The sequence below is a fragment of the Micromonospora trifolii genome (genome assembly GCF_050516465.1).
Taxonomy (GTDB): Bacteria; Actinomycetota; Actinomycetes; order Mycobacteriales; family Micromonosporaceae; genus Micromonospora; species Micromonospora trifolii.
Window position 1 is genome coordinate 983659 of record NZ_CP191526.1, and the last position, 22380, is coordinate 1006038.

General features: G+C 72.5%; 20 protein-coding genes. 10 read left to right on the forward strand and 10 right to left on the reverse strand.

Features of this window, described 5'->3' with window-relative positions; all coding sequences use genetic code 11:
- Positions 1-45 precede the first annotated feature (45 nt).
- Together ACQRWP_RS04510 and ACQRWP_RS04515 are read right to left on the reverse strand one after the other, a co-directional pair.
- Positions 46-255, reverse strand: a complete 210-nt coding sequence (locus ACQRWP_RS04510; protein ID WP_430500941.1) for a DUF397 domain-containing protein — start codon at positions 253-255, stop codon at positions 46-48.
- Positions 248-1114, reverse strand: coding sequence for a helix-turn-helix domain-containing protein (locus ACQRWP_RS04515; RefSeq protein ID WP_430500942.1), 867 nt, complete (start codon positions 1112-1114; stop codon positions 248-250). Before ACQRWP_RS04515 ends, ACQRWP_RS04510 begins: the two co-directional genes overlap by 8 nt.
- A 436-nt stretch (positions 1115-1550) precedes the next feature.
- Between ACQRWP_RS04515 and ACQRWP_RS04520 the strand changes: the two genes are divergently transcribed.
- Both ACQRWP_RS04520 and ACQRWP_RS04525 read left to right on the forward strand, forming a co-directional pair.
- Entirely contained in the window at positions 1551-1745 is a 195-nt protein-coding gene (locus ACQRWP_RS04520) for a hypothetical protein (protein ID WP_430500943.1), read from the forward strand.
- A 131-nt stretch (positions 1746-1876) separates the two neighbouring features.
- Complete coding sequence (locus ACQRWP_RS04525) at positions 1877-2035, forward strand: hypothetical protein (protein ID WP_430500944.1); 159 nt, start codon at positions 1877-1879, stop codon at positions 2033-2035.
- Between the two features lie 41 nt (positions 2036-2076).
- Here the strand turns inward: ACQRWP_RS04525 and ACQRWP_RS04530 are convergent, their stop codons facing one another.
- The 4 genes from ACQRWP_RS04530 to ACQRWP_RS04545 form a co-directional block, all read right to left on the reverse strand.
- Positions 2077-2625 carry a DUF1062 domain-containing protein gene (locus ACQRWP_RS04530; protein WP_430500945.1) on the reverse strand — a complete coding sequence of 183 codons (549 nt, stop codon included), beginning with the start codon at positions 2623-2625 and terminating at the stop codon, positions 2077-2079.
- Positions 2626-2864: 239 nt separating this feature from the next.
- A complete protein-coding gene (locus ACQRWP_RS04535) occupies positions 2865-3926 on the reverse strand; it encodes a Gfo/Idh/MocA family oxidoreductase (RefSeq protein ID WP_430500946.1) in 1062 nt (353 codons plus the stop codon).
- Between the two features lie 102 nt (positions 3927-4028).
- Complete coding sequence (locus ACQRWP_RS04540) at positions 4029-4694, reverse strand: response regulator transcription factor (protein WP_354942207.1); 666 nt, start codon at positions 4692-4694, stop codon at positions 4029-4031.
- Positions 4682-5974: a sensor domain-containing protein gene (locus tag ACQRWP_RS04545; RefSeq protein ID WP_430500947.1), complete on the reverse strand. Its 1293-nt coding sequence runs from the start codon at positions 5972-5974 to the stop codon at positions 4682-4684. Before ACQRWP_RS04545 ends, ACQRWP_RS04540 begins: the two co-directional genes overlap by 13 nt.
- 162 nt (positions 5975-6136) lie before the next feature.
- Between ACQRWP_RS04545 and ACQRWP_RS04550 the strand changes: the two genes are divergently transcribed.
- From ACQRWP_RS04550 to ACQRWP_RS04560, 3 genes are all read left to right on the forward strand, one after another.
- Entirely contained in the window at positions 6137-6832 is a 696-nt protein-coding gene (locus tag ACQRWP_RS04550; RefSeq protein WP_430500948.1) for an SDR family NAD(P)-dependent oxidoreductase, read from the forward strand.
- Positions 6826-8460, forward strand: coding sequence for an MFS transporter (locus ACQRWP_RS04555; protein WP_430500949.1), 1635 nt, complete (start codon positions 6826-6828; stop codon positions 8458-8460). The genes ACQRWP_RS04550 and ACQRWP_RS04555 overlap by 7 nt, the downstream gene beginning before the upstream one ends.
- 89 nt (positions 8461-8549) lie before the next feature.
- A complete protein-coding gene (locus ACQRWP_RS04560; protein ID WP_430500950.1) occupies positions 8550-9317 on the forward strand; it encodes a TetR/AcrR family transcriptional regulator in 768 nt (255 codons plus the stop codon).
- Between the two features lie 28 nt (positions 9318-9345).
- On the opposite strand, the gene ACQRWP_RS04565 is transcribed toward ACQRWP_RS04560, so the two are convergent.
- A complete protein-coding gene (locus ACQRWP_RS04565) occupies positions 9346-10167 on the reverse strand; it encodes a helix-turn-helix transcriptional regulator (protein ID WP_430500951.1) in 822 nt (273 codons plus the stop codon).
- Between the two features lie 131 nt (positions 10168-10298).
- Between ACQRWP_RS04565 and ACQRWP_RS04570 the strand changes: the two genes are divergently transcribed.
- The 3 genes from ACQRWP_RS04570 (at position 10299) to ACQRWP_RS04580 (ending at position 14704) form a co-directional block, all read left to right on the forward strand.
- Positions 10299-11240: an SDR family NAD(P)-dependent oxidoreductase gene (locus ACQRWP_RS04570; protein WP_430500952.1), complete on the forward strand. Its 942-nt coding sequence runs from the start codon at positions 10299-10301 to the stop codon at positions 11238-11240.
- Between the two features lie 97 nt (positions 11241-11337).
- Positions 11338-12543: a low temperature requirement protein A gene (locus tag ACQRWP_RS04575; protein ID WP_430500953.1), complete on the forward strand. Its 1206-nt coding sequence runs from the start codon at positions 11338-11340 to the stop codon at positions 12541-12543.
- Positions 12536-14704, forward strand: a complete 2169-nt coding sequence (locus ACQRWP_RS04580; protein WP_430500954.1) for a hypothetical protein — start codon at positions 12536-12538, stop codon at positions 14702-14704. The genes ACQRWP_RS04575 and ACQRWP_RS04580 overlap by 8 nt, the downstream gene beginning before the upstream one ends.
- A 115-nt stretch (positions 14705-14819) precedes the next feature.
- On the opposite strand, the gene ACQRWP_RS04585 is transcribed toward ACQRWP_RS04580, so the two are convergent.
- Positions 14820-15698, reverse strand: a complete 879-nt coding sequence (locus tag ACQRWP_RS04585; protein ID WP_430500955.1) for an alpha/beta fold hydrolase — start codon at positions 15696-15698, stop codon at positions 14820-14822.
- 139 nt (positions 15699-15837) lie between these two features.
- On the opposite strand from ACQRWP_RS04585, the gene ACQRWP_RS04590 reads away from it, so the two are divergent.
- Together ACQRWP_RS04590 and ACQRWP_RS04595 are read left to right on the forward strand one after the other, a co-directional pair.
- Positions 15838-19119 carry a BTAD domain-containing putative transcriptional regulator gene (locus tag ACQRWP_RS04590; protein WP_430500956.1) on the forward strand — a complete coding sequence of 1094 codons (3282 nt, stop codon included), beginning with the start codon at positions 15838-15840 and terminating at the stop codon, positions 19117-19119.
- A gap of 112 nt (positions 19120-19231) precedes the next feature.
- A complete protein-coding gene (locus ACQRWP_RS04595) occupies positions 19232-20809 on the forward strand; it encodes a Na+/H+ antiporter (RefSeq protein ID WP_430500957.1) in 1578 nt (525 codons plus the stop codon).
- A gap of 25 nt (positions 20810-20834) precedes the next feature.
- Here the strand turns inward: ACQRWP_RS04595 and ACQRWP_RS04600 are convergent, their stop codons facing one another.
- Positions 20835-21578 (reverse strand): amino acid ABC transporter ATP-binding protein, encoded by a 744-nt coding sequence (locus ACQRWP_RS04600; protein WP_430500958.1) that lies wholly within the window; start codon positions 21576-21578, stop codon positions 20835-20837.
- A complete protein-coding gene (locus tag ACQRWP_RS04605; RefSeq protein ID WP_430500959.1) occupies positions 21575-22351 on the reverse strand; it encodes an amino acid ABC transporter permease in 777 nt (258 codons plus the stop codon). The genes ACQRWP_RS04600 and ACQRWP_RS04605 overlap by 4 nt, the downstream gene beginning before the upstream one ends.
- Positions 22352-22380: the final 29 nt, after the last annotated feature.

The following is a 22380-nucleotide window of genomic DNA, read 5'->3' on the forward strand; positions in this document are numbered from 1 at the left end:
CGCCCGCCGACCGGCCCGGCGCTCGGTAACCACTCACCAACTCGGCTACGGTCGGGCTCGGCTCAGCCGATTGGTGCGGGTCGCCCCCACGAAGGTGCTCCACTGCTCGGGCCGGAAACGCAGCGCCGGGCCGGACGCATCCTTGCTGTCCCGAACTCCGATCACGTCGGGCAGGTTGTCGGCCACCTCGACGCAGTTTCCCTGGGCGCTGCTGCGAGTGCTCTTGCGCCAACTGGCGCCGGTCAGATCAGACATGGTGTTTCTCCTTGATGTTCTGCATGAGCTCACGGGACTTCGGCACGCTCAACGCCTCAGACGTGAGCGTCTTCCAGACGGCGGCGTACGCCTTGACCTCTTCGATCCGGTCCAGATAAAGGGCACCGGACAATCCCTCGCAATATACGGTTGTCGGCTCCGCGGACCTGGCACCGCTGGTCGGGAAGTCGAGGATGACGAAGCTGCCAACCACCGCCACCTGACTCAGTCTGCTGCCGAGTGGCAGGAGCCTGATGGATGTGTTGGGTGTGTCGCCGGCCTCGAGTAGCCGAGCTATCTGGTCGGCCATGCCGGGAACGGACCGGTGTAGTAGTGCCTCCTCCAAAATCACGTCGAGCGTGGGGGCAGCCGGTCTCTTCCTGGTGAGGATCCGCTGCCGCTCGGTCCGTAGCTCGACCAGCTTGGCCACCTCCTCGTCCGAATTCTCGGACCGGCTCCGTCCTACCTCAGTCGCGTACTGCGGCGTCTGCAACAGGCCCGGTACCAGGGCATGTTCATAGGTCCGTATGTGGCTGGCCGCTGATTCCAGGCCCACGTACAGCTCGAACCACCTCGGAATGATCTCGCCGTAGGCGTGGTACCAACCCTTGCTCTTGGATTCTCGAGCGAGACTCACAAGGACCTCGGTCATGTCGGAGGTGACACCGTAGAGGCGGCACATCTGGTCCACGTCCAGCGCTCGGACCGGGGTCTGCCCGGACTCGATCCGGTACATCTTGGCGCGCGACCACTCAAGGTCGGACGCGGCGGCCTCCAGGCCGATCCCTGCCTGCTCCCTGGTCTGCCGCAGTAGACGACCGAGCTGCCGCCTCGGCACCGTCGAACCAGCCTCGGTCATCCGCACCGTCCTCCCGGTCTCATCCTGATGCGTCCTGTGGCGTCGATTGAGACGCCACACGCATCATTACCTGAAATGCGCCATGCGTAGTGAACGTCTCACGGCGAGTGTTGCAGGAGGAATCGTCGCTCCGGGATCGTGGCGGTTATCTGGGCTGGTAGACGGCGCTTTGCCGCCGGTCGATGCCCGCCGTTGAGCAAGAGGGGATCACGATGATTGAGCAGTGTCGGCCCGAGCCTCCGTTCCTCGTGATCATGGCCGGTTATGTGATCGACCTTCATCACCGCGACGTCTGCAGCCGGTGCCGGCCGGACGGGACGTGCCCCAAGCTGGCCGAGGCCGCCGAGCGCTTGGCGACCTGGCGGGAACGCCGCAGGTGAGGCTCCGAGCGGCCGACCTCCTACTGGTCGACCGGTCCGCGAGCCCGCAGTTCGCGGTGCCCATCAGGTTCCGGCTGATTCGGATCCTGCCCCTTGTCACCTACGACGGCTGGGCGTGGCTCGACGGGTATCAGGTAGACCGCAATGGCCTGGCCATTGCCCGCCGGGAGATCTACGTGCAGCCGGCACAACTTCGTAAGCTCGCCAACCCACCTTCGGCCACGCGCTCCCAGGCTTCCTTGATTATTTGATGAAGAGCAGTTCTGGGCGGCCTTCTTGACTGCTCTTCATCAAGTGATCAAGGGATAGCGTGCGTGTTCCGTGTCGCCGCCCTCAGGCGGGGTACACGGAGGGCTGCCGGTCGCGCCCGATGGAGGTGCCCATGTCGCAGGGTCCCGACGAGGAGAACCCCAGGCTCGACGAGGAGATCCGGGAGGCCGAGCGCCGGCTCGCCGACCTCGCCACCTCGTCGGACGACGCCCTGACCGACGACGACGCCCGGGCGCCGGACGAGGCCCGCTCCGAGCAGAACGCCGACTAGGGGCCCGCCCGGCGTCATGCCGGACAGGCCCCGATGGCGGGTCAGCGCTTCAGCGTGAAGGTGAAGTCGCCGGAGAGCTTGCCGCTCAACCGGATCGCCGAAACGACCTTCCCCTCGGTGATCAGTCGGTCGACCTCGGCCCGCGACAGACCGCAACCGTCAGCGATCAGTCGTGTCGGCCGGACCGGGATCCGCGCCGCGTTACGGACCGCGACGTCGATCACGTCGAGATCCAAATGATCCGATCCGCCGGTGTCGAGACGCCAGGCGTTGTCCCAGACCAGGGCGAATCGGTTTCGGTGCTGGACGGCCGGATCCTGAAGCAGTTCGGCGGTCAGGCCGGGGTCGTTGGCATGGAGCCGGTCCAGCAGCTCGGGTCGGATGGAGCGCACGGTCATCCGCTCCAGGACCGTGAGCTTCGCCGTCTCCCCGCACTCGGTGCAGAGCGCGAGAAGCCAGACGTCGAGCAGCTTGTGGTTGGCGTTGACACGGAACTTGCCGCTCGCCCGAAGGCGTTGGGACGCGCACGCGTGGCAACGGCGGCGAACGATGGGCAGGCAGGTGGGCACGACGGCCCAATTTTTGAGCACAGAAGTACACCGGTCTCAGTGAGAAGTCCGCAGCAAAAAGGAGCGCGGCGCAGCTGCGCGACGCGCGACAGATCAGCTCTCGGGAGGTCTCACAGGGTGTACAACGGCACGTCCTTGCCTAGACGACCTGGTTGCGCAGCACGGTAACGGCGCACGGCGGCGCCGCTCCACTGGTTTTCGCGTACGCGTCAGGAGCCCGGGTGGCGGGAGTGCCGGCCGGTCGGGGTGTCAGGCCCCGGTCAGGCGGTCGGGACCGGCAGCACCACGCCCTCGGCGGCCGACCGGTGCGCCAGCTCGATCAACTCGACCGTGCGCACCGAGTCCCGGGGGTCCACCGGCATCGGCGCGCCCTCGCGCAGCGCAGCCGCCACCTGTGCGTAGAAGCTCTGGTACGCGCCCGGCTCGGTCGGCACCGGCCGCAGGTCACCGTCGACGCCGAGCAGGCCGTAGCGGTCCGGCGGGACCTCGCCCCAGCCCGGCTGGTCCGGTCGGCCACCGTCGTGCAGCGCCGCCTCCTGCACGTCCAGCCCGTAGCTGGTGTAGCCGGCCCGGTCGCCCAGCACCCGCAGGCGTGGCCCGAGTTGAGCGGTCACCGCGCCCATCCACAGGTGCGAGTGGACCCCGTTGGCGTGGGTCAACGCCACGAAGGCGTCGTCGTCGACGGCCGCGCCCGCGCGGCGACGGTCCACCTCCGCGTAGACGCGGTCGACCCGGCCGAACAGCTGCACCGCCTGGTCGACGAGGTGGGCGCCGAGGTCGAAGAGGGCGCCGCCGGCCTCCTCCGGGCCGGCAAGCTCCCGCCAGCCCGGCTTGATCGTCGGACGGAACCGCTCGAACCGGGACTCGAAGCGCAGCACCTGCCCCAACTCGCCCTGCTCGACCAGGCGGCGGACGGTGAGGAAGTCGCCGTCCCAACGTCGGTTCTGGAAGACGGTCAGCGGCACCCCACGCTCGGTCGCCTCGTCGATCAGCACGCGGCCCTCCGCGGCGGTCGGGGAGAGGGGCTTGTCGACGACGACCGGCAGGCCGGCGGCAAGCGCCGCGCGCGCCATCGGCACGTGCTGCCGGTTCGGCGTCGCCACCACGACCAGGTCCAGGGCGTCCGGGGTACGCCACAGCTCGTCGGCGTCGTCGACCAGGCGGGCGTCCGGGAAGTGCTGTCGCGCCTGCTCGCGTCGCTGCGGATCACGGGTCACGATGGCGTCGAGCCGCAGCCCGGGAGTCGCGGCGATCAGCGGCGCGTGGAACACCCGGCCCGCCAGCCCGTACCCCAGCAGACCAACCCGCAGCGCCTTCGCCATGCTGTGCCCCCGTCTCCCTGGTCCGCGCCCTGACCTGGCGCCGGTACCGCTGAGAAGAATCTACGCCGGGGGCCCTCGGGCCCGATCTCGGCCCGGCGCCGCTCAGGTAACCGGGTCGGCGCGCAGGTAGGTGAGGACCGCGAGCACCCGACGGTTGGTGTCGTCGCTGGGCGGCAGGTCGAGCTTCAGCAGGATGTTGCCGACGTGCTTGCCGACCGCCGCCTCGCTGACGTGCAACCGGCCGGCGATCGACGCGTTGGACCGCCCCTCGGCGAGCAGCGCCAACACCTCGCGTTCCCGGGCGGACAGCGCGGCGAGCGGGTCGCGGGGGCGGTGCAGAAGTTGCCGGACCACGTCCGGGTCGATGGCGGTGCCGCCGCCGGCGACCCGGCGTAGCGTGTCGACGAACTCGGTGACCTCGGCGACCCGGTCCTTGAGCAGGTAGCCGACCCGTTGGCCGTCGCCGCTGTCCAGCAGCGCCGCCGCGTACCCGGTCTGCACGTACTGGCTGAGCACCACGACCGGGAGGTCCGGTCGCTCGGTGCGCAGCGCGACGGCCGCGCGCAGCCCGTCGTCGCGGCGGCCCGGCGGCATCCGGATGTCGGTCAGCACCAGGTCCGGTTGGTGGTCGCGAGCCGCCGCCAGCAGGTCCGGCGCGGAGCCGACGGCAGCGCAGACCGTGAAGTCGAAGCGGGTCAGCAGGGCGACCAGACCCTCCCGCAGCAGCACCTCGTCCTCGGCGAGCACCACCCGGGTCACCGACGACATGGCAGCTCCACCCGGACCAGGGTAGGCCCGCCGGGCGGGCTGGACAGCAGCAGTCGGCCGTCCACGGCGGCGACCCGGTCGGCGAGCCCGGTCAGGCCGGTGCCCCGCGCCGGGTCGGCGCCGCCGTGACCGTCGTCGGTCACCTCGACGACGAGGTCGCCGCCGACCCGGCTGACGCGTACCTCGGCGCGGGTCGCCCGGGAGTGCCGGGCCACGTTGCCCAGCGCCTCGGAGACCACGAAGTAGGCGGTGGTCTCCACGATCTCCGGCAGCTCGTCGTGCGGGTCGGCGTGCACGGTGACCGGGATGGTGGCGGCGTCGGCCAGCTCGCGTACGGCGCCGGCCAGGCCGAGGTCGGTGAGGCTCTGCGGGCGGATGCCGTGCACCAACTGTCGCAGCATCGCCATCAGGCCCCGGGCCTGGTCGTGTGCCACGGCGAGAGGTCGGGAGGCGGGGGAGTCCTCGGGTACGTCCAGCCGGGCCAGCCCCAGCTGGAGGGTGAGGCTGGTGAGCCGGGGCTGTGCGCCGTCGTGCAGGTCGCGCTCGATGCGGCGGCGTTCGGCCTCGTACGCGCCGACCAGTCGGGTACGGGAGCGGGTGACCTCGCGCAGCGCCGCCGCGTCCACCGGGTTGGCCAGCAACCACCGGGCCACGGCTGCCTGGACGGCGGCGAGCAGACCGGCGGCGTACCAGAGCACCGGGATCAGCAGCACACCCACGATCGCGTACGGAATGGCTTCGCCGGTGCTGTCGATCGGCTGCCAGATCACCACCGGTTGGTTGGCGTCGCCGGCCAGCCAGGGGCTGGAAATCATCCCGAGGTCGAGCAGCACCAGCACCAGGAAAACCCAGTACGCGACCGGCGTGAACCCGCCCAGCCAGAACAGGTACGCCACCTCCCGCCAGGTCGCGGCGCTGCGGTAGCGGGCGACCAGGCCCGGCCACGGCGACGAGGGCAGCGGACGGTTGTCGACGAGCCGGACCCGCCACCGCTCGACGGCGGCCACCGCGAAGCTCAGGATCGGGGCCAACGCCAACAGGATGATGCTGCCGATAATCAGGAACAGCATCAGCGCGATGCTCGGCGGTCGGCCGTGCTGCCTGAGCGCGCTGACGACGGGCAGCAGGGGTCCGCCGATGATGAGTAGCCCGACGCCGAGCACGCCGGCGATCGGCACGGTGGACACCAGGTAGGCCAGCGCCCGCCAGGGCCACGCGGAGATCAGCCAGCGGCGGCGGCGCAGCGCCTCGGCCAGGTACGAAGGGTGTTCCGTGGTCATGCAGCAGACGCTAATCGGGAGCGACCGGTTGCCCCAGCCGTCCAGATCCACTCTTCGGGGTATGCCCAGCACCACCGGCGAACGGGTGTGCGGGGTCCGGAAACGGGAAGAACGCGCCGTCACGCGGCCCGCGTGACCTGTGCTGGCGGCGGCTGGAGAGACATGGGTGCCAGAACCTTCGTGGTGGTCGGCGGGACCAGCGGTCTCGGCCTCGCGGTGGCCCGACTGCTCGTCGACGAGCATCAGGTCGTGGTGTTCGGCAACGTACCGGCCGAGGTCGCCGCCGCGACCGACGAGCTGGGTTGCGACGGCGCCGTCTGCGACATCTCCTCCTACGAGCAGGTCCGCGACGGGTTCGCCGAGGTGGTCGAGCGCTACGGCGCGATCGACGGGGTGGCGGCCTGCGCCTCGATGTGGGCGGGCGGCGATCTGGGGGACCTGTCGGTGGAGCACATCCGCCGGGCCGTGGAGATCAACGTTCTGGGCATCACGTACCTGCTGCGGGAGGCGGTGCAGCACCTGCACCGGCAGGGCCACGGCAACGTCGTCTACATCGGCGCGCTGGCGCTGGCGGCACCCCGGCCGGGCATCCCCGTCTACCGGGCCACCAAGAGCTACGGCAACAGCCTGGTCGACTCGCTGGCCGAGGCCCAGCACAGCAACCGGGTCAAGGTGATGCAGCTGCATCCCGGGCCGATGCCGACGCGGCTACAGGAACGGGTCGGCGCTGAGTTCCTGGACGAGGTGTTCGCCATGCCCGAACAGGTCGCCACCGAGGTCGTCCGGCTGCTGCTGCTCGAACCCGACGACCTCTACGTCTCCGGTGAGCGCGTGCTGCGCGCGGACGGGCGGTGGTGACGGCCGCAGCCGGACCCGCCGACCGTCCGGCCTCGGCGTGGGCGCCGCTGCGGACGGCGGTCTACCGCAACCTGTGGCTGGCCCTGCTCGCCGCGAACATCGGCACCTGGATGCAGACCGTCGGCGCGCAGTGGCTGCTGATCAACCACTCCAACGCCTCCACCCTTGTCGCGTTGGTGCAGACCGCCAGTCTGCTGCCGGTGCTGCTGCTGGCGTTGCCCGCCGGCGTGCTGGCCGACAGCTTCGACCGCCGACACCTGCTGATCGCCGTGCAGCTGTTCCTGGTGGCGGTGGCGGTGGCGTTGACGCTGCTCACCCTGGCCGGCCGGATGCCGCCGGCGCTGCTGCTCACCCTCACCTTCGCGTTCGGGGTCGGGCAGGCGCTGACCCTGCCGGCCTGGGCGGCGGTGATCCCGGAGCTGGTGCCGCAGGACCAGCTGCGATCGGCGTCCGCGCTCGGTTCGATAAGCGTGAACGTGGCGAGGGCGGTCGGGCCCGCGGTGGCCGGCGTGCTGATCGCCCGTACCGGCGTCGCCCCGGTCTTCGGCATCAACGCGGTCGCCTTCGGGATCTTCGCGTACGCGCTGTGGCGGTGGCGGCCCGGTAACGCCCGCGCGGTCGAGGTGCCCGAGCGGTTCACCGCCGCGTTGCGCGCCGGCAGCCGCTACGTACGCCACTCGCCGACCGTACGCCGGCTGTTGCGCCGTGCGTTGGTCTTCGTGGTCCCGGCCAGCGCGCTGTGGGCGTTGCTGCCGTTGGTGGCGAGTCGGCGGCTGGGGCTGGGCTCCGGCGGGTACGGCGTGCTGCTGGCCGCCCTCGGCGTGGGCGCCATCGCGGGTGGCGTGCTGCTGGCGGTGATCCGCACCCGGCTGTCGGCCAACCAGCTCCTGCTGATCGCCGGGGCGCTGTTCACCGTGGCGTTGACCGTGGTCGGCACCGTGCGGGTGGTGCCGCTGGTGCTGCTCGCCCTGCTGCCCGCCGGGATGGCCTGGGTGACGGTGCTGGCCAACGTCAACGCCGAGATGCAGCTCTTCCTGCCCAGCTGGGTGCGGGCCCGGGGCCTGGCCGTCTACCAGGTGTGCTTCGCCGGTGGGCAGGCCGCGGGCGCGCTGCTCTGGGGTTTGGTGGCCGAGATGGCCGGGCTGCTCCTCGCGTACCTGGCGGCGGCGGCGCTGATGCTTGTCGGCACCCTGACGAGTCGGATCTGGCCGTTGCCGGACCTGCGGTCGGTGGACCGGGAACCGGCGGCCTACTGGCCGCAGCTGCACCTGGCGCACGAGCCGGACCCGGGGGTGGGGCCGGTGCTGGTGACCGTGCAGTACACCGTCCGGCCGGAGCGGACCCAACGGTTCCTGGCGGCGATGGACCTGGTGCGTGGCGCGCGGCAGCGGACCGGCGCGATGCGCTGGGGGCTGTTCCGCCCGGCCGAGACGATGGACCGGTTCGTCGAGGTGTATCTGGTGCCGTCCTGGGACGAGCACCTGCGTCAGCACGGTGGCCGGTTGACCGGCGAGGACCGCGCGGCCGAGCAACGGGCCCGGGAGCTGACCGACGGGGAGCCGGAGGTCCGACACCTGGTGCCCGCCGCAGCCGGTCCGACGCTGTCCGACGACCGCGAGGCGCTCTGACTCACGCCTCGGCGCGGCCGCGCGGGGCACGCGGAAGCAGGCCGGCGCGGTCGTACGGCGTACGGCCGCGTTGTTAGGATGGCCGCACCATGGCGAGTGAGCGCAAGGCGACCGCGGACCCGGCCCGCAGCCTGGCCCTTCTCTGGCGCACCCGGGAGCCGACCAGCCGCAGCGCCGGTCCGGCGCTCAGCGTCGACCGGATCGTCCGGGTCGCGATCGACATCGCCGACGCCGAGGGGCTCGACGCGCTGACCATGCGCCGGGTCGGTGAGGCGCTGGGGGTCGGCACGATGTCGGTCTACACCTACGTGCCGGGCAAGGCCGAACTCGTAGCCGTCATGATCGACACCGCGTACGGCGAGATGCCGCGCCCCGCCGTCGAGGGCGACTGGCGGACCCGGCTGGAGCGGATCGCCCGCGACAATCTGGCGCTCTACCAGCGGCATCCCTGGATGCTGCGGGCCGAGACGACCCGACCGGTGCTCGGCCCGCACCTGATGGCCAAGTACGACTACGAGCTGGGCGCGATCGTCGACATCGGGCTCACCGACGTCGAGGTCGACGCGGTGCTCACCCTGGTGCTCGGTCACGTGAAGAGCGCCGCCCGGGCCGCCTCCGAGGTGGTCGACCTGGAGCGCGAGACCGGCATGACCGACGGTCAGTGGTGGCAGTCGCACGCGCCCTGGCTGGAGACCTTCCTGAAGCCCGGTGCCTACCCGATCGCGTCGCGGGTCGGCACCGCGGCCGGCCAGCAGCACGGTGCCGCGTACGGCCCGGAGTACGCGTTCGAGTTCGGTCTGCAACGCGTTCTCGACGGGATCTCGGTGGTGGTCGCCGAGCGGGCGGCCGACCGGTAGCCGGCCTCGGTCGGGGGATCCGGCGACGCTAGCGTGGTGCCGCCCGTCGAGCCAGCCGGGCCAGCGAGCGCGCCGACGGGCTGCCCGGCTCGGCGTGATAGACGACCAGCGACTGGGTGGTGCCGCTGATCGTGAGCTTCTCGTAGCGCAGCGCCAACTCGCCCAGCTCCGGGTGCTGGAACACCCGCACGCCACCGCCGGCACGGGCGGTGACGTCGTGCCGGGCCCACAACCGCCGAAACCGTTCGCTGCCGGCCGTCAGCTCCTCCACCAGCTCGATGAGGCGGGGGTCGTCCACGTCGGGGCCGACCTGTGCGCGCAGGCCAGCCACCGCGTTGGCCGCGACCGCCGTCAGAGCCGGGTAGAGCGCCGGCACGCTCGGGTCCAGGAAGACCGCGCGCAGCAGGTTCACCCCGGCGGTGAAGATCGGCGCCAGTGCGGTCGCGGCCGGGTTGGCGAAGAGCACGTCCAGGTGTCGACCGTGCACGAAGGCGGGCGTCTCAGCCCACGAACCGACCAACTGCCGGATGCCCACCGACACCCGCTCCGACGGTCGCGCCGCCCGGCGGGAAGGCACCGGCCGGGCCAGGCCGTGCAGGTGTGCCGCGGCGTCCGCGTCCAGCCTCAACGCGCGGGCCAGGGCCTCGACCACCTGCGTCGACGGGTGCCGGTCACGCCCCTGCTCCAACCGCAGGTAGTAGTCGGCACTGATGCCCGCGAGCAGGGCCGCCTCCTCGCGCCGCAGGCCGGGCACCCGCCGACGGCCGTGCGCGGGCAAGCCGACGTCACCCGGCCCGATCAGCTCGCGCCGGGCACGCAGGTATTCGCCCAGCGGGCCGGCCGTGCTCACCCGCCCATCGTAGGAGCCGCCACCGACCGCCCAGCCTGGTCCTGCCACTACCAGGAAAAACAGGGAACCGGCTAGCACCCGCCACCAGGGTGACAGTGTCGGGGTAAGCGTGATCGAGAGACGGGACAGCAATGACAGAGCGCATCACGACCCCCTTCGGATTCGCCTCGACCGCCGACGAGGTCATAGCCGGGGTGGACCTGAGCGGCAAGCGGGCCATCATCACCGGCGGTGCCGCCGGTATCGGCATCGAGACGGCCCGTTCGCTCGCCGCCGCCGGTGCCGAGGTCGTGCTCGGGGTCCGCCGGGTCGCGGCCGGTGAGCAGGCCGCCGCCGACATCGCGGCCAGCATCGGCGCGCAGCGGGTCACCGTCCGCGAGCTGGACCTGGCCAACCAGGATTCGGTACGCCAGTTCGTCGCCGGCTGGGACCAGCCGCTGCACATCCTGGTCAACAACGCGGGGATCATGGCGCTGCCCGAGCTGGAGCGCACCGCCGAGGGCTGGGAGATGCAGTTCGCCACCAACTTCATGGGGCACTTCGCGTTGACCGTCGGCCTGCACGACGCCCTCGCCGCGGCCGGCGGCGCTCGGGTGGTGTCGGTCAGCTCCAGCGGCAACCTCTTCTCCCCGGTGATCTTCGACGACCTGCACTTCGCGTTCCGGCCGTACGACCCGCTGCTGGCCTACGGGCAGTCCAAGAGCGCCGAGGCCCTGCTCGCCGTGGAAGCCACCCGCCGCTGGGCCGGCGAGGGCATCTACTCCAACGCGCTGAACCCGGGCGCGATCGCCACCGGGTTGCAGAAGCACACCGGTGGGCTGAAGTCGCCGAAGGAGATGCACAAGACCCCGCAACAGGGCGCGGCGACCTCGGTGCTGCTCGCGGCATCCCCGTTGCTGGACGGCGTCGGCGGTCGCTACTTCGAGGACTGCGCCGAGGCCCCGGTCGTCACCGAGCGGCCCGCCGACTACAGCGGCGTGGCCGCGTACGCGGTCGACCCGGGCAACGCCGAGCGGCTCTGGACCGTGGCGTCCGAGCTGACCTCCCAGCGCGGCGTCCCCGCCGGCCGCTGACCACGGCGGCCCGGCTCGGCGGAACCGACCCGGACCCGGCAGTCCGGGTGGTACGACTGGGGCGGCGGTGGCAGCTGCGGGCCGGGGAAGGATGGCGATGGCGGGAGAGCTGCTGCTCCGGCGGGAGAACCCGGGCAAGACGTCGTTCCTGGAGCTCTTCTTCGACCTGGCGTTCATCTTCGCGCTGACCCGGTTGTCCCGGGCGCTGCTGGACGACCCCACCCTCAACGGCGGCTTCCAGGTGCTGCTGATGTTGGCGGCGATCTGGTGGGTGTGGTTCGTGACCGCCTGGTCGGCGGACTGGTTCGATCCCCGGGCCCCGCTGATCGTCACCCTGCTGCTCTGGACGATGTTCGGCGGCCTGCTGATGGCCGCGGCCGTACCCACAGCGTTCGACCAGCACGCCATGGTGTTCGCCATCGCCTACGTTGCCATCCACCTGGGTCGGGCGGCGATCCTGATCCCCGCCCTGCGGGGGCACCCGCTCCAGGTGCGGAGCCTGCGGGTGGCGATCTGGTTCGCGATCTCCGGCGTGCTCTGGGTGGTCGGGGCAGCCGTGGCCCCGGCCCGGGAGGTGCTCTGGGCGCTCGCCCTCGTGCTGGAGTACTCCCTGGCCCGGCTGCGCTGGCCTTTCCCGCGGCTCGGACGCAGTACCTGGCCGGAACTCCAGGTGAACGGAAGACACCTCTCCGAGCGGTACCAACAGATCTTCATCATCGCCCTGGGTGAGCTGATCCTGATCGCCGGCTTCACCTATACCGGCTCCGGCCTGGACCAGGACAGCACGGTGGCCTTCGTCCTGGCGTTCGTGACCGCGGTGGCCCTCGCCCGGCTCTATCTGGTGCCCGCCGGCGGGCGGCTCGGCGCCAGAATCGAGGCAGAGGGCCCGCCCGGCAGCAAGTTGACGCTGATGGCGGGCTACCTGCACCTCATCATGATCGCCGGTGTGCTGGCCACCTCGGTGGCCATGGAGATGACGATCGGCCATCCGGGAGAACACAACACGGGGCAGACGACCGTTGGCGTCATCGGCCCCGCGCTGTTCCTGAGCGCCCGGATCGTGCTCGCGGCGGTGGTCGACGGCAGGTGGCCCTGGGTGCGCCTGGTCGGTGTGCCGGCCATCATCGTGGGCGGCCTGGCCACCGTGCGGTCTCCGCAACTTGTCAACAGCGCCGTCGTCGCCGGGGTGCTGCTGCTGATCGTCCTGTTCGACGCGATGCCGGGACTGCGGCGGTTCGTCCGCCAGACCGGCGAGAGCGGGGCCTCTACCAGCGACGACACGGGTAGCTCCGCTGATGCCTGAGGGAAGCCGGCAGCACGGCAATCAACCGCGACGACACGACGTGGTGGAGTTGCGGGTGCACGGCGTCTCCGGGGCAGACCCCACGGTCATCCTCGACCAGGCGCAGGTCCGGCAGGTCGCCGGGGACGGCAGCGGGGGCTTCCATCGCGCCGCCCGGTCGGACGGCGTCGGCCCGGACGGGGTGACGTTGGAGGCGTACCGCTGGGGTGACCTGCCCTCGGGCACTGTCGGCCGGACCCTCGCCATGGTCTTCCTGCTGCCGTTCATGCTCAGCAACGTGGCCGTGTGGATGCGCCCCACCGGCCGCCGCCGCGCCGCCGCGGTCAGCGTGCTGTGTCGGCTCCTCGCGCTCAACCTCACAGTGCTGTACGTGGTGTCCATCGCCGGAGTCGCCCTCGACCTGCTCGCCTGGCAGTGTCTCGGTACGGCCCGCTGCCGCCCGCCCTTCGACACCATGGCCGGGCTCGACGGCCGGCACGCCGGGCACCGGCTGGCCGTGCTGGCGCTCCTGCCGATCGCCGCCATAGCGGTCCTGCGTCTCCTCGGCACCCGTCGGTCCGGCCCGGCCGACAACCCACTGTGGGCCGTGGAGCCGCTGGTGCACCGGCTGCGCGCGATCCACGTGGCCGCCGCGCTCGCCGTACTCAATGTCGTGCTGCTCACGGCCCGTCGTGCCAGCGGCGCGACGTTCTCCACGACGCTGCTGCTGGCGCTCAATGCGGCGGTGCTGCTGGCCTGCGTCGGTCTGCTCGCCGCTCCGGGAATGATCGACCGGGCGGCGACCGCGCGAACGGCCACCTGGACCGCCCGCACGGCGGGCGCGGTGGCGGCCGTCCTGACCGCGGCGACCCTCGTCACCGTGGCGAGCGACCGGCGCGACTGGTCGTCGGCGACCGGGCTTCCCGGCTACGACGGGATCGCGGGCGGGGCGCTGTTCGGCCAGATGATATTGCTGGTGCTGCTCAGCGTTGTGGTGCTGTGGCAGCGCGGTCGGGTGGGCGGCCGGTCCGCGCTGCCGGGTGGCCTGGGCGCGGCGGTCCTCGCCGCCCTCGCGGTCGGCCTGACCGGCGCGCTCTCCGCCGGCCTCGTCTACCAGACAGGGGAACTGCTCGGTGGCTACCGCGGTGACGGTGGGCCACCGTTGCCGTATCGCTGGACGCTGCTGGCCTTCTTCCTGCACGTGGTCGCGGCGGTGCTGCTGTGTGGCGCGTTGACCGTCGTGTCGCGGCGGCGCCGGCGGCGTGCGGCGGCGGCGATCACCACCCGTGACTTCCCGGTCGTGCCGCCGGAGGCGGTCGGTCGGCTGCGGCTGGCGACGAAGACCGTCGCCCGGGCGCGGTTCACCGAATGGTTGGGTCTGCTGGCCGCCACGTACGCGGCGCTCGCGGTGGTCGGACTGTCCACCAGTCTGGTGGGGCGTACCGGGCGTGAACCGGAGGAGCTGACCCGGCAACTGCTCGGGCTGCCGGCCGGCGCCGTCCAGATGGGGCTCAGCGCGGGCAGCTTTCTCCTCGCCGCGTTGCTGCTCACGCTGTTGGCCGGCGGTGTGTTCGCCTATCGGACCGCGTGGTTCCGCCGGCACGTCGGCATCCTGTGGGACCTGGGCACCTTCTGGCCCCGGGCCGCGCACCCGTTCGCCCCGCCGAGCTACGCCGACCGCGCGGTGCCGGAACTGGCCGACCGGATCAGCCAACTGGCCGAGCGGCACGTCGGGGTGTTGCTCTGTGGGCACAGCCACGGGTCCGCGCTGCTCGCTCTCGCGGTGCTGCGGCTGCCCCCGCGCGTCCGTCAACGGGTCGCGCTGCTCACCTACGGATCACCGCTGGACCGCCTGTACGCCCGGCTCTTCCCGGCCTACCTCAACGAGAAGGTGCTGCGTGAGGTGGGGGAGCGGGTCGAGTGGCGGTGGCTCAACCTCTGGCGGGACACCGACCCGGTCGGCGGCTGGGTCTTCGCCGCACACCGCCCCGGCGATCCACCCCCGGACCCGGTCGATCCGGCGGGCCAGGTCGACCGGCGGTTGCGGGACCCACCGGACCTGCTGCCGGCGCCGGGGGAGCGGTCTGCGCCGCCGCTACGGGGGCACCATCCGGGCGAGACCGACCCCGAGTTCCGGGCGGCGGTGCGCGAACTCGCCGAACGCCTCCGTGGCCGGGGTTGAGTCGCCGAACCCGCTCAGCGATCAAGTGCGGCGACCCGGCCGCACGGGCCACCCGATGACGAAAAGTGTCGGATATGTCGCCCAGGGTGACAGTGGCGGCCGAGTCGCCGATCGATCAACGGGCGAGCAGGGTGCGCAGCGCCCGGAGCACCTCGGCCGGGGCCTCCTCCGCCATGAAGTGTCCGCAGGTGACCGTCTGGTGGTCCAGGTCCGGTGCCCAGGCCCGCCACACCGCCGCCGCGTCGTAGCCCAGCGCCGCGCCCCAGTCCTGCTGGAGCACCGTCACCGGCATCCGCAGCTGGTTGCCGGCCGTCCGGTCAGCGGCGTCGTGGGTCACGTCGATGCCGGCGGACGCCCGATAATCGGCGACGATCGAGGGAACGGCGTCGCGGGACGCGCGCAGGTACGCGGCCCGCACCTCCGCCGGCAGGGCGCCCGGATCACGGGTCCAGACGTCCAGGAAGTGACCGAAGAAGGCGTCCGGGCTGCCGGCGATCAGCTCTTCCGGCAGGCCGGGCGGCTGCGCCATCAGATAGAGGTGAAATGCCACAGCAGCGCTGGCGCCGTGCAGCACGTCCCACATGTCCAGGGTGGGTAGCACGTCGAGCAGGGCCAGGTGACTGATCGCCGCCGGATGGTCGAGGCCGGCGCGGAACGCGACCAGGGCGCCCCGGTCGTGCCCGGCCAACGCGAACCGGTCGTGACCGAGCGCGCCGGCCAGCGCCACGATGTCGGCGGCCATGGTGCGCTTGGCGTACCCGGCACCGTCGGTGTCGAGGGGCTTGTCGCTGTCGCCGTAGCCGCGCAGGTCGGGGCAGATGATCGTGTGGTCGGCGGCCAGATCGGCGGCGACGTGCCGCCACATGAGGTGGGTCTGCGGAAAGCCGTGCAACAGCACGATCGCCGGCCCGGAACCGCCCACGGCGGCGTTGAGCGTCACCCCGTCGGCGACTGTGACGCGTCGGTAGTCGAATCCGTTGATCTTCGGGTCCACGGGGAACCTTCCTGGTGAGCAGTGCCGGCGGGGGGCGGTGGCCCGTCGCCGTCGTACCTCGTCGAGCCTGCCCGGCGGTGATCAGCAGCCGGTCAGCGTCGGATCAGTGCCGGCCGGACCACGGGCCTAGATTGGTGCCATGACCAGGCAGCTGACGGCGCCCGTCGCGGTGACCTTCGGCGTGCTCGGGCCGGTGACCGCCGCGACCGAACGCGGCCCGGTTCCCCTGCGGGGACACCGGCAGCGCCTGGTGCTGGGCCGGCTGTTGATCGCCCACGGTCGGGTGGTGCCGGTGGATCGTCTCGTCGACGACCTGTGGGAGGTCGCACCGGACGGCGCGGTGGGCGCGATCCGGACCTTCGTCGCCGACCTGCGCCGGGCCCTGGAGCCCGATAGACCGCCCCGCCAGCCACCCCGGATCCTGGTCACCGAGCCGCCCGGGTACGCCCTGAAGGCCGCCCCGGAGGCGGTGGACGCCGGACGGTTCGAGGCGGCCGTCGCCGAGGCGGCCCGGCTGCTGGCGGCCGGACGTCCCACGCCGGCCCTGGCCGCGCTGGACACGGCGCTCGGGCTCTGGCGCGGGCCCGCGTACGCCGACTGCGCCAACGAGTCCTGGGCGGTCGCGGAGATCAACCGGCTGGACGAGCTGCGCATGCTCGCCGTCGAGCGGCGGGCGGAGGCGCTCCTGGCGGTGGGCCGGCCGGACGAGGCCGCCGCGGACCTACCGGCACACCTGGCCAGCCATCCGCTGCGCGAGGACGCCTGGCGGCTGCTCGCGACGGCCCGGTACCGTGCCGGCCGGCAGGGCGACGCGCTGGCCGCGCTGCGGGAAGCCCGCCACGCCCTGGTGACCGAGCTGGGCGTGGACCCGGGGCCCGAGCTGCGGCGGCTGGAAGCCGACATCCTGGCCCAGGCGCCGCACCTCACCCCGTCCCTCGACCGGGCCGCCACCCCCGGCCTCGGGGAACCCGACCGACCCGTTCAGGCGGAGCAGCGCCCGTTCGTCGGCCGAGACGCGGAGCTGGAGCGGCTGCGGCACGCCGCCGAGGCCGCGTCCCGACGCCGCCAGCCCACGCTCGCCCTGCTCAGCGGCGACCCGGGCGCCGGCAAGACGGCGCTGGCCGAGGCCTTGACCCGGCTGCTCGCCGCCGAGGGCTGGACCACGGCATGGGGGCGCAGCCCGGAGTACGAAGGGGCCCCGCCAGCGTGGCCGTGGACCCAGATCACCGACGCGCTCGCCGGACCCGCCGACCCGGACGACGGCTCGGCTGACCCTGCCACCGTGCGGTTCCGTCGACACCGCGCGGTGGCCTCGCTGATCTCGGCGGTCGCCGACCGGGAGCCGGTCCTGCTGGTCCTCGACGACCTGCACCGCGCCGACGGTGACACCCTGGACCTGCTGACCGCACTGCTCACCGGCCCGCAGCCGGCCAGCGGGCCGGTGCTGATCATCGGCACCTACCGGGCCACCGAGATCAGCCCGGAGCTGACCGCCACCCTGGCCCGCGCCGCCGGGCTGGAGCCGGTCCGGGAATATCTTGCCGGCCTGCCCGCGTCGGCGACCGGCGAGCTGGCCGGCACCATCGCAGGGACGGAACTGGACCCCGCCACCGCCCGCTCGATCCACCAGCGCAGCGGCGGTAACCCGTTCTTCGTCCGCGAACTGGCCCAGCTCTACGCGAGCACGGGGCAGGCGGGGTTGGCCGCCGTGCCGCCCGGGGTACGCGACGTGATCCGGCACCGGTTGGCGCAGCTGCCCGCCTCGACCCGTACCGTGCTGCGGCAGGCGGCAGTGCTCGGCCGGGACCTCGACCCGGACGTGCTGGGCGCGTTGGCCGGTGACCCGACGGCAGCGCTGGACGCCGTGGACCGGGCCCTGGCAGCCGGGTTCCTCACCGAGCGGGAGTCCGACGGGCGGCTGCGCTTCACCCACATCCTGGTCCGCGACACGCTCTACGCCGACCTGTCCGCGCCGCGCCGCGCCGCCTGGCACGCGGCCGTCGCCGAGGTGCTGCGACAGCGGGAACCCGTCGAGCCGGCGGCCCTCGCGTACCACCTGCTGCGCGCCGGCGGGACGGTCCACGCCGCCGAGGCGTCGACCTACGCCCGGGTGGCGGCCGAGCGGGCCGAACGGGGCGGCAACCCCCACGAGGCGGCCCGCCTGTGGGGCCAGGCGATCGACGCGCACGACCGGGCCGGCGGGGTCGAGCCGCGTGGGCGGGTGACCGCGCTGCTCGGCCTGGGGCGGGCGCTGGCCGTGACGGGCCGGCTGGCCGAGGCGCGGCGACGGCGAGCCGAGGCGATCACCGCCGCCGAGTCCACCGGCGACCCCCTGCTGATCCAGGAGGCGCTGGCTGGCTTTGACGTGCCCGCCAGTTGGACGCGCAACGACGACGATCTGCTCTCCGGGCACATCGTCCGAGCCGCCGAACACGCCCTGACCGCGCTCGGCCCGATCGGCTCGGCGCAGCGCGGCCGGCTGCTGAGCACCCTCGCGCTGGAGCTGCGCGGCACCACCACCGATCGTGGCCGCCGCGCCGCCGCCGAGGCCGAGACGATCGCCCGCGACATCGGCGATCCCGGCCTGTTGGCCTTCGCGCTCAACGCCCGCTTCATGCACGCCTTCCACCGCGTCGGTCTGGCCGACGCGCGGGCCCGGATCGGCGTCGAACTGGTCGAGCTGGCCGCCCGGCACCACCTGGTGACCTTCGAGGTGCTCGGCCACCTCGTTCTGGTCCAGGCCAACTGTGCGCTGGCCGCCCGGCCTGCCGCCGACGCGCACGCGCGCGCCGCCGACCGCCTCGCCGAGCGGTACGAGTTGCCGTTGGTCGGCGTCTTCACCCGGTGGTACGCCGCACTGCGCCTGGCCCTCGACGGCGAGTCGGACGCGGCGGCGCAGGCGTACCGCGTGGCTGCCGACGGGGTGAGCGCCGACGGCATGCCGGGGCTGACCCAGGGGCTGCTCCCGCTGGCCCTGCTCGGCCTGCGGCTGGCCGACACCATCGGCGCTGCCGACCGGCTGTTCACCGGACCTGGCGCTGCCGACTGGGCGGACCTCGACTGGGGTCCGCACGAGCCGTGGGTCCGACCGTTGCTGCTGGTCGCCGCCGACGACCGGGACGCCGCCGCGGCCGCCCTGCGGGCGCTTCCCGAGGGGCCGCACGATCTGCTGCGTGAGGTACGGCTCTGCCTCGTCGGTCGGGCGGCACGCGCTCTCGACGACCGGGCCACGATGACCCGGGTCCACGCCGAGCTGTTGCCGGCCGCCGACGAGCTGGCCGCCGGCAGCGGGGTGCTCACCGTCGGCCCGGTGGCTGGGCACCTCGCCGACCTGGCCGCCGCGCTGGGTCGGCACGAGGAGGCAGCCGAACACCGTCGGACGGCCCATGCGGTGACCGCGCGCGCCCGCGCCACCGCCTGACCCTCACCCGGGGCCACGGCGACTTGCCGGTTTCCGCCGGAACCCACCGGCGGGTGCGGTCAGATGGAACCACCGGCGCGTCCACCGTCGGCCATGGTCCGAGGGGGTACGCGTGGAGGCGCTCATCCTGATCGTGGCGCTGGGCGTCACCGTCCTCGTCGGCACCACCCTCGGCGGCCGGTACCGGGTCGCCCCGCCGGTCCTGCTCATCGCGTTGGGCGTGCTGCTCGGGCTCGCGCCGCCGCTGTCCGAGGTCACCCTGGAACCCGACCTGGTCCTGCTGATCTTCCTGCCGGCGATCCTGTACCGGGAGAGCCTCACCATCAGCCTGCGGGAGATCCGCGCCAACCTGCCGGTGATCGGGCTGCTCGCCGTGGTGCTGGTGGTGCTCACCATGGTCACTGTGTCGTTCGCCGCGCAGGCGTTCGGGGTGAACCCCGCCGCCGCCTGGGTGCTCGGCGCGGTCCTCGCGCCGACCGACGCCGCCGCGGTCACCGGCCTGGCCAAGCGGCTGCCCCGGAAGCTGCTCACCACCCTGCACGCGGAGAGCCTGGTCAACGACGGCACCGCGCTGGTGGTCTTCGCGGTGGCCGTGGGTCTGCTCAGCCACAGCGACGACCCGGGCGTGCTGGGCATCGGCGAGGAGTTCGTCGGCGCCAGCGTCGGCGGCGTGGTCGCCGGTCTGCTGGTCGGGGCCGCCGTGGTGCTGATCCGCAAACGGCTCGACGATCCGCTGCGCGAGGGAGCGCTCAGCGTGCTGACCCCGTTCGGCGCCTTCCTGCTCGCCGACTCGGTGCACGCCAGCGGCGTGCTGGCGGTGGTGGTCGCCGGCCTGGTGCTGGCCTACGCCGGCCCACGGGTGATCCGCGCCCGGTCCCGGGTGCTGGCGTACGCGTTCTGGGACCTGTCCACCTTCCTGATCAACGGCGGGTTGTTCGTCCTGCTCGGCACGCAGATTCCCCGCGCGGTCCGGGGGATCACCAGCACCTCGCCCGGGAGGGCTCTGGTGATCGTGCTGGTGGTCACCCTGGTCGTGATCGGCACCCGGCTTCTCTTCGTCTACCTCACCGCGCAGTCGGCGCGGCTGCGGCGCCGCCGGATGGTGGACGACGACGGCCGAGGTCCCTCCGCCTGGCGGGTGGGGACCGTCGCGGGCTGGTCCGGTTTCCGGGGCGCGGTGTCACTGGCCGCTGCCCTGGCCGTCCCGACGGTGATGGTCGACGGTCGACCGGTGGTCGAACGCGATCTGATCATCTTCGTCACCGCGCTGGTGATCGTGCTGATCATGCTGCTTCAGGGCACCACCCTGCCGTTGGTGGTGCGCTGGGCCGGGCTGAGCGGCGACCCGGGACGCGTCGACGAGGCCCGCAACGCCCGGCGGCGGGCCACCGAGGTGGGCCTGGCCGCCCTTCCCCAGGTCGCCGAGGAGGTCGGTGCCCAGGATGAATCGGTGCGTCGGCTGGAGGCCGAGTACCGGCGTCATCTGGAGGACCTCAACGAGAGCGGCGGGAACACCGCCGAGGAGCGCCGGTTGGAACGCCGACTGCGCCTCGGCGTCCTCGCCCACAAGAGGCGGGAGGTCACCCGACTGCGCGACAACCGGGAGATCGACGACCTGGTGCTCCAGGAGCTCCAGGCCGCTTTGGACAACGAGGAGATCCGGCTGCTGGGGCGCGGGCCCAACGAGTGATCGTCGGCGGCCGTCCGACCAGGGCTCAGAGCACCTGGTCGAGGAACCGGCGAAGCCGCGGATGCTTGGCCCGTTCGAAGATCGCCTCGGGTGGGCCGGCCTCCAGCACCACGCCCCGGTCCATGAAGGCGACGGTGTCGGCGACCTGCCGGGCGAAGCCCATCTCGTGGGTCACCACCACCATGGTCATGCCGGCGGCGGACAGGTCGGCCATCACCCCGAGGACGCCCTTGACCAACTCCGGGTCGAGCGCTGAGGTGGCCTCGTCGAAGAGCATCACCTCGGGCCGCAGCGCCAGAGCGCGGGCGATCGCCACCCGCTGCTGTTGACCACCGGAGAGCTGCGCCGGCCGGGAGTTCGCCTTGCCGGCCAGCCCCACCAGCTCCAACTGGGCCCGGGCGACGGCCTCCGCCTCGTCCGCACCGAGCTTGCGCAGCCGGCGCAGCGCCAGCGTGACGTTGCGCAGCACGCTCATGTGCGGAAAGAGGTTGAACTGCTGGAACACCATGCCCACCCGCTGCCGCAGCGCGTCCGGGTCGTCGCCCAGCACGCTGCGCCCGTCCAGCAGCACGTCGCCCCGGTCCGGTTCGATCAGCCGGTTGATGGTGCGCAGCAGGGTGGACTTTCCCGACCCGGACGGGCCGATGACGCAGGCTGTGGCGCCCCGCGGCACCGAGAGGTCGACGCCGCGCAGCACCCGGTTCGGTCCGAAGGCGAGGTGCACGTCGCGTACGTCGAGGCTGACCGAGGTCGTCGTGGCGGTGGTCATCGCCGATCTCCTTCCGTCGCGGCGTACGACGCGATGTCGTCGTCGTCCTCTTCGGTCGACGCGGTGGCCGGCCGGCCGTTGCGCAGCCGCCGGTCGATCCAGTTCACGACGTGCGTCAGCGGGACGGTCAGCGCCAGGTAGAACAGCCCCGCCAGCAGCAGCGCCGACTCGTTGCCGGTGGTCGCCGCGTAGTCCTGCCCGATCCGGAACAGCTCCCGCTGGCTGGCCACCAATCCGAGGAAGTAGACCAGGCTGGAGTCCTTGATCAGCGCGATGAGCTGGTTCACCCAGGCCGGCAGCACCCGCCGGATGCCCTGCGGGATGATCACCAGCCGCATCGCGTCGGACCAGGAGAAGCCGAGCGCCCGGGCGCCCTCCAACTGGGCCGCCTCCACCGACTGGATGCCCGAGCGGAAGATCTCCCCGATGTACGCGGCGGCGATCAGCGACAGCGCCAGGATGCCCAACGGGTAGGGATCCGGCCCCCAGACCTGCATGCCCAGCGGGGCCAGCCCGACGCCGATCAGCAGGATCGTCGCCGCCGCCGGCAGCCCCCGGAACACGTCGGTGTAGACCCGCGCCGGCCAGCGCAACCAGCGGCTGCGGGAGATCCCGGCGACGGCCAGCAGCAGGCCCAGCACCGAGCCGAGCAGGGCGGCGGAGACCGCCAGGATCAGCGTGTTGGGCAACCCGACGGTCAGCATCTCGGGCAGCGCCTCGCGCATCGCGTCCCAGTCGAAGAAGGTCTCCCACAGGTTGCTCAACGGATCCATCTGTCGCTCCTCCTACCGCCCCGCTCGCT